The organism is Streptomyces sp. NPDC060027 (assembly GCF_042737005.1).
Taxonomy (GTDB): domain Bacteria; phylum Actinomycetota; class Actinomycetes; order Streptomycetales; family Streptomycetaceae; genus Streptomyces.
Genome location: NZ_JBHWVI010000332.1, coordinates 1 through 6,736, shown reverse-complemented (window position 1 = coordinate 6,736; position 6,736 = coordinate 1). Strand labels below are relative to the sequence as shown.

Here is a 6,736-nt window from a genome sequence, read left to right as displayed (position 1 = left end):
GTCGTACGGGTAGAACCCCGAGCCCGACTTCCGGCCGAGGCGGCCCGCGTCCACCATGCGCTGGAGCAGCGGGGGAGCGGCGTACAGCGGCTCTTTATATTCTTCGTACATCGAGTACGCGACCGAGGCCACCGTGTCGAGACCGATCAGGTCGGACAGCTTGAGCGGGCCCATCGGGTGGGCGCAGCCCATCTCCATGCCGTTGTCGATGTCCTCGCGGCTCGCCATGCCCGACTCGAACATCCGGATCGCGGACAGGAGATAGGGGATCAGCAGCGCGTTGACGACGAAGCCCGAGCGGTCCTGGGCGCGGATCGCGTGCTTGCCGAGCGCCTTCTCGGCGAACAGCTGGGCGCGGCCGATGGTGCCCTCGGAGGTGGTCAGCGCCGGGATCAGCTCCACGAGCTGCTGCACCGGGGCCGGGTTGAAGAAGTGGATGCCGATGACCTGGTCGGGACGCGAGGTCGCGACGGCCAGCTTCACCAGCGGGATCGAGGAGGTGTTGGAGGCCAGGATCGCGTCCGGCCTGGTCACCACCTGGTCGAGTACCTGGAAGATCTCGGTCTTGACCTGCTCGTTCTCGACGACGGCCTCGATCACGAGGTCGCGGTCGGCGAACTCGCCGAGGTCCGTGGTGAAGCTCAGCCGGTCCAGGGTGGCCTTGAGCTCGTCCTCGGAGATCTTTCCGCGGCCCGCCGCCTTGGAGAGGGAGTTGAACAGCCGGGTCCGGCCGATCTCCAGGGCTTCGCCGGTGGTCTCGGCGACCTTGACGTCGAGGCCGGCGCGGGCGCACACCTCGGCAATGCCCGCTCCCATCTGGCCGCAGCCCACCACTCCGACGCGTTCGATGTCGGTCACATCGTCCCCTTCGCTGATCCGCACGGCCTGGCAGGTCCTCCGTTGTTCGGTGCCTGCTCCGAACGTGCACGTTACTCCCAAGTATCGATGATCGATCGTCGGGGTGGGGCATGCTGGGCTCCGAGACGATCCGTGACCGGACGGATCCGCAGCGTAGGGGGTACGGAGATGGGGCGACTGCCACGCCGGGCGTTCGCGGCGGCCGCGCTCGCCACCCTGTCGGGACTCGGCACGGCGGGGGACGCCGCGGCGGCCCGGGGCCCGGCCTCCCCGCACCGGCCGAGGGCCGTGCCCGCCGTGCGCGGCATGTGGCTCGCGACCGCCTCGCACCGCGACTGGCCCTCCCGCACCGGTCTGAGCGCGGCGCGCCAGCGCGCCGAGCTGCTGGCCCACCTCGACACGGCGGTACGCCTGCGCCTCAACACCGTGTTCTTCCAGGTCCGTCCCGCCGCCGACGCCTTGTGGCCCTCGCCGTACGAGCCGTGGTCCCAGTACCTGACCGGCGTCCAGGGCAAGGACCCCGGCTGGGACCCGCTGGGCACCGCGGTGCGGGAGGCCCACGCGCGCGGCCTGGAACTGCACGCCTGGTTCAACCCGTACCGCGTCTCGGGACAGCCGGACCCCGGCAGGCTCGCCCCCACGCACCCCGCCCGCGTCCACCGGGACTGGGTCGTGCGGTACGGCGGGAAGCTCTACTACAACCCCGGGCTGCCCCCGGTCCGGACGTTCGTCCGGACCGCGATGCTCGACGCGGTGCGCCGGTACGCGGTCGACGGCGTGCACTGGGACGACTACTTCTACCCGTACCCGGTGGCGGGCGAGGTCTTCGACGACGACGCGGCGTACGCCGAGCACGGCGCGGGCTTTTCGGGCCGGGCGGCCTGGCGGCGCCACAACATCGACCGGCTGGTGCTGGAGATGGCGGCGGGCATCAAGAAGGTCCGCCCCGGGGTCCGCTTCGGGATCAGCCCCTTCGGGGTCTGGCGCAACGCGGCGACCGACCCGCGCGGCTCAGCGACCCGGGCCGGTGTCGAGACGTACGACGATCTCTACGCGGACACCAGGAAATGGGTCAGGGAGCACCGGATCGACTACATCTGTCCTCAGCTCTACTGGAACATCGGCTTCGCCGCCGCCGACTACGCCAAGCTGCTGCCCTGGTGGGCCGAGGTCGCGCGGGGGACGGGGGTGCAGCTCTACGCGGGGGAGGCGCTGTACAAGGCGGGCGCCCCGGGGCAGCCCGCGGCCTGGCAGGACCCCGCCGAGCTCTCCCGGCACCTCACGTTCGCCCGCGGTCACGCCGAGGTGCGCGGGCATGTCTTCTTCTCGGCCGCGGAGGTCGGTGCCGACCGTGTCGGCGCGATGGCACGGGTCGTCGCCGACCACTACCGGCAGTCGGCGAAGCCCCCGCGCTGAGGGAGCGCCCGCCTCCCGGCGGCCGTCCCGGTCGTTCTACCGCGGCATGTCCTTGTGGCGGATCTCGGAGTCCGGGCCCGGCGAGCACACGGCCTCGTGACCGTCCTCGAACCGCACGCGGTAGGGGGGAGCGCCTTCCGCTCCCATGACCTCGGTGATCTCCGCGACCTTGTCGTGCTGGCCGACAACCCTGCCGTGCTGCACCAGTTGGTCGCCTTTGGTTGCGTGCATCTGAACGGTCTCCTCGTCCTGTACGGGAGTAGCGGTTCGTGGCCTCAAGTCTACGGCCGGCGGCGCAGGTTGGCCCGGCCCGCGCACACGGGTCAGCCCCGCGCCCGCTGGGTGAGGGCGATGCAGACGAGCACGGCGGCCGCCGTCAGCGGTGCCGCCGGGGTGAGCCGCTCGCCGAGGAGCAGTACCGACCACACCAGTGTGAGCAGCGGCTGGGCCAGCTGCAACTGGCTCGCCTTCGGGATGCCGATCGACGCCATCCCCCGGTACCAGACGACCAGACCGAGGAACTGCGAACCGACCGCGACCCACAGCAGCCCGGTCACGCTGTGCGCCGTCAAGTGCACCGGCTCGTACGACAGCGCCACCAGCGCGCCCGGCACGCTGAGCGGCAGACACAGGACCAGCGCCCAGCCGATGACCTGCCAGCCCGGCAGCACACGGGCGAGCCGACCGCCCTCGGTGTAGCCCGCCGCGCAGATCAGCAGCGCCCCGAACAGGTAGGCGTCCGCTCCGGTCAGCGCGCCGCCGCTCTGCTGCACGGTGAACGCGATCACGGCGGCCGCACCCGCGCAGGCCGCCAGCCAGAACATCCGTGACGGCCGGGCGCCGGTGCGCAGCGCCGAGAACAGTGCCGTCGTCAGCGGCAGCAGTCCGACGACCACGGCGGCGTGGGCGGTGGTCGAGGTCTGAAGAGCGAGTGTCGTCAGCAGGGGGAAGCCGAAGACGACTCCGGCGGCGACGACGCCGAGCCCGGCCAGATGCCGCCGGGCCGGTACGGGCACCCGCAGGGCGAGGAGGCAGCCGCCCGCGACGACCGCGGCGAGTACGCAGCGCACGGCCACCAGGGACCAGGGGCCGAAGCCCTCCAGGCCCCAGGCGGTCGCGGGGAAGGTGAGGGAGAAGGCGGTGACCCCGAGGGCCGCCTGGAGGGTGCCGGAACGACGGTCCGTCGGCGAGGGGTTCCGGCGCCCGGTGCCGGCCGCGTACCCGGGCCGGTGGAGTGAGCCGGCCGGGGTCCCGTCGCTCACGGCGCGCGCATCGGCCGTGGACCGGTCGGTCCCCGCGTGTGCGGCGGACGTGAGGTCGGTGTCGGTGCTGACCGCTATCCCGGTCCCGTTGATAGCGCTACTCTCTGTTCTCATGCAAGAGCGTAGCAGTGTGGGCGACCTGGCAAATCAGCTGCGGCAAGAACTGAACCGCTACTCTCCCGGGGGAAAGCTGCCGTCGAGCCGGGCGCTCGTCGAGCGGTTCCGCGTAAGTCCCGTGACGGTGTCGCGGGCGCTGGCGCAGCTCGCCGCCGAGGGGCTCGTGGTCACCCGGCCCGGTGCGGGCGCCTTCCGGGCGGAGCCCCGGGCCGCCATCACGTCCACCGGGGACACGTCCTGGCAGGAAGTCGCGCTCAGCGCGGACGCCGCGGCCGAACTCGTCCCGCGCACCGTGGACGCCTCCGGCGTTCTCGCCTCGCTCGCCGCGCCACCACCCGGTGTCGTCGAGTTCAACGGCGGCTATCTGCACCCCTCGCTCCAGCCAGAGCGGGCGATGGGCGCGGCGCTCTCCCGGGCGGGCCGCCGCCCCGGCGCGTGGTCCCGGCCGCCCATGGAAGGCCTGCCGGAACTGCGCGAGTGGTTCGCCCGGGGGATCGGCGGCGCGATCGGCGCCGCCGAGGTGCTGGTCACGGCGGGCGGCCAGTCCGCCCTGACCACCGCCCTGCGCGCGCTCGCACCGCCCGGCGCCCCCGTCCTCGTCGAGTCACCCACCTATCCGGGCATGCTGGCCATCGCCCGGGCCGCGGGTCTTCGCCCCGTCCCGGTCCCGGTGGATCCCGACGGGGTCAAGCCCGCGCTCCTCGCGGACGCCTTCCGGGCGACCGGCGCCCGGGTCTTCGTCTGCCAGCCGCTGTTCCAGAATCCGACCGGTGCCGTGCTCGCGCCCGAGCGGCGGGGCGAGGTGCTGCGCATCGCGCGCGACGCCGGAGCCTTCGTCGTCGAGGACGATTTCGTACGTCGCCTCGTGCACGAGGACGCGGGCCCGCTCCCGCGTCCGCTGGCCGCCGAGGACCCGGACGGGGTCGTGGTGCACGTCGGTTCCCTGACCAAGGCGACGTCGCCGAGCTTCCGGGTGAGCGCACTGGCCGCGCGCGGTCCGGTGCTCGAACGGCTGCGCGCCATCCAGGTCGTCGACACCTTCTTCGTACCGCGTCCGCTCCAGGAGGCCGCGCTGGAACTCGTCGGCTCGCCGGCCTGGCCGCGCCATCTGCGCACGGTCTCCGCCGAGTTGAAGGCCCGGCGGGACACCATGACCGCCGCACTGCGGCTGCGGCTTCCCGAACTCGCCCTGCCCCACGTCCCGTTCGGCGGCTATCACCTCTGGGTGCGACTGCCGGACGGCACCGACGAGTCCGCGCTCGTCGCCGCCGCCCTGCGCGCGGGGGTGGCCGTCACTCCCGGCCGCCCCTACTTCAGCGCCGAACCCCCGGCCGCCCAGCTCCGGTTGAGCTTCGCCGCGGTGGCCGGGACGGAGGAGATCACGGAGGGGGTACGGAGACTGACGGCGGCGTACGACGAGGTGCGGCCCTGACCCGCCCGGAGCCGAACCCGCGACGGGTGGAGTCCTGACCTCGGCGCTCTCCCGTCACCCCGCGTCCCGCGGGTCGCGCTCGCCGTGTCGGAGTCCTCCGGCCGGGCGAGGGGATCGGGCCCCGGGCGCTCGCTCAGCCGGTGCACAGGCCGGAGCCGGTGCGTCCGTGAAGATTTGGATACCCTGCGTAACCCCCCTTGACCTGCTGAGTCCCGCGCTCCACGATCTGCGCATGCATCGGGTCACGTTCGTCGCAGCCGCACGCAGCTCCTCGCTGCTCGCGGAGCGCTTCGAGGACGACCGGCCGCTGGACCAGGCGGGCTGGGAAGAAGTGCAGCGCGCCGCCGCCGGCCTGGTGCCGCTGGCGGCGGCCGAGCTGCGCTACTGCTCTCCGACGCCCCGCAGCCGGGCCACCGGTGACGCCCTCGGCTACGCCCCCCTGGTCCAGCTCGCCCTGCGCGACTGCGACATGGGCCGCTGGCGCGGTTTCACCCTGGGTGAGGCCATGGCCCGCGAGCCCGAGGCCGTGGACGCCTGGCTGGCCGACCCGCGCTCCACGCCGCACGGTGGCGAGTGCCTGCTGTCCTTCATCGCCCGCGTCGGTGCCTGGCTCGACACCCGGCCCGCGGACGAGGGTGGCACCCTCGTCGCGGTGGCCGAGCCCTCGGTGGTCAGGGCCGCGCTGGTCTACGCCCTGAAGGCGCCGCCGTCGACCTACTGGAACATCGATGTCCGCCCCCTGTCGGCGATCACCGTGACGGGCCAGGCGGGCCGCTGGAATCTGCGCTTCGACGGGATGTTCTCTCAGCCCACGCGCGCGTAGCCGGTCGTGAGCACCAGATCCTTCGCGGGCCCCCGCACGCGCCAGACGGACTGCCAGTGGTGCTCGTCCCGGACGGTGAACTCGCCCCGGTAGAGGTCCGCCGCGCACGGATGGTCGGCGACATGGCGCCCGCTCGTCAGGTCCAGGTCGTGGAACGGGCGGCCGTCGGAGAACCGTACGAGAGCGGTCCCGGGGTGCGGCCCCGGCAGGAAGCGCAGCGTCCGCTCCGCGGGCCGCGGGACGCCCTGCCACACGAACGTGCCGGACTCGTGGTGCAGCAGCCCCGCGTCCTCGAACGGTCCGAAAACCGTCGTACCGGCGAAGCGCCCCTCCGCGTCGCTCGCCAGGTCCCGCACGGTGCGCTCCACCCGCCAGTTCCCGGTCAGGTACGTCAGCACGTCCCGCACCGGCCAGAACTCACCCATACCGTCCCGCTCTCCGTCCCGTCCGGTGGCGCGCGCCCCCTTGACGCGCTCCTGCCCTCCCCATCTTGCCGTTCGACATACTGATCAGCATCCGATATCCCGAACAGCTCGCCATCGACTAAAGAGCCGCGGAGTGTCCATGGCACGTACCCGCGCCCGAGGCCGTGAACACGGAGACGGCGACGGCGGTCGCCCCGGTCAGGTCCGCGCTCGACGGGGCCGCCGGCGGGTTCACGTACACCTTCCCGGCGAACTCCGTGACGTTCCTGAGGGTCAGGCGGCGTCAGAGCGGGCCGTGGGGGGGGGGGGGGCCGGGCGGCGCCCCCCCCCCCCCCCCACCCAAAAAAACCCAACCGAGCCCGTGAACACCAAACCGGGGTCCCCACCAGAAACGGGGGGGAGC

The 6,736-nt window shown here is 72.9% G+C and carries 7 protein-coding genes; 3 read left to right on the top strand and 4 right to left on the bottom strand.

The window, feature by feature from the left end; all coding sequences use genetic code 11:
• On the bottom strand, window positions 1-858 hold an 858-nt coding region (locus tag ACFWBT_RS40605), incomplete at its 3' end, for a 3-hydroxybutyryl-CoA dehydrogenase (RefSeq protein WP_385709169.1).
• A gap of 168 nt (window positions 859-1,026) precedes the next feature.
• Between ACFWBT_RS40605 and ACFWBT_RS40600 the strand changes: the two genes are divergently transcribed.
• The gene (locus ACFWBT_RS40600) at window positions 1,027-2,274 is read left to right on the top strand and encodes a glycoside hydrolase family 10 protein (RefSeq protein WP_385709166.1); all 1,248 of its coding nucleotides are present in this window, start codon (window positions 1,027-1,029) and stop codon (window positions 2,272-2,274) included.
• 36 nt (window positions 2,275-2,310) lie between these two features.
• On the opposite strand, the gene ACFWBT_RS40595 is transcribed toward ACFWBT_RS40600, so the two are convergent.
• Together ACFWBT_RS40595 and ACFWBT_RS40590 are read right to left on the bottom strand one after the other, a co-directional pair.
• On the bottom strand, window positions 2,311-2,505 hold the full coding sequence (locus ACFWBT_RS40595) for a DUF1918 domain-containing protein (protein WP_385709163.1): 195 nt from the start codon (window positions 2,503-2,505) through the stop codon (window positions 2,311-2,313).
• A 92-nt stretch (window positions 2,506-2,597) separates the two neighbouring features.
• A complete protein-coding gene (locus ACFWBT_RS40590; protein ID WP_385709160.1) occupies window positions 2,598-3,650 on the bottom strand; it encodes a DMT family transporter in 1,053 nt (350 codons plus the stop codon).
• Here ACFWBT_RS40590 and ACFWBT_RS40585 point away from each other — a divergent pair.
• Window positions 3,649-5,085, top strand: a complete 1,437-nt coding sequence (locus ACFWBT_RS40585) for a PLP-dependent aminotransferase family protein (protein WP_385709157.1) — start codon at window positions 3,649-3,651, stop codon at window positions 5,083-5,085. The genes ACFWBT_RS40590 and ACFWBT_RS40585 overlap by 2 nt on opposite strands.
• 232 nt (window positions 5,086-5,317) lie before the next feature.
• Window positions 5,318-5,908, top strand: coding sequence for a histidine phosphatase family protein (locus ACFWBT_RS40580; RefSeq protein ID WP_385709154.1), 591 nt, complete (start codon window positions 5,318-5,320; stop codon window positions 5,906-5,908).
• On the opposite strand, the gene ACFWBT_RS40575 is transcribed toward ACFWBT_RS40580, so the two are convergent.
• Window positions 5,890-6,333, bottom strand: a complete 444-nt coding sequence (locus ACFWBT_RS40575) for a DUF6314 family protein (RefSeq protein WP_385709151.1) — start codon at window positions 6,331-6,333, stop codon at window positions 5,890-5,892. The genes ACFWBT_RS40580 and ACFWBT_RS40575 overlap by 19 nt on opposite strands.
• Window positions 6,334-6,736 lie beyond the last annotated feature (403 nt).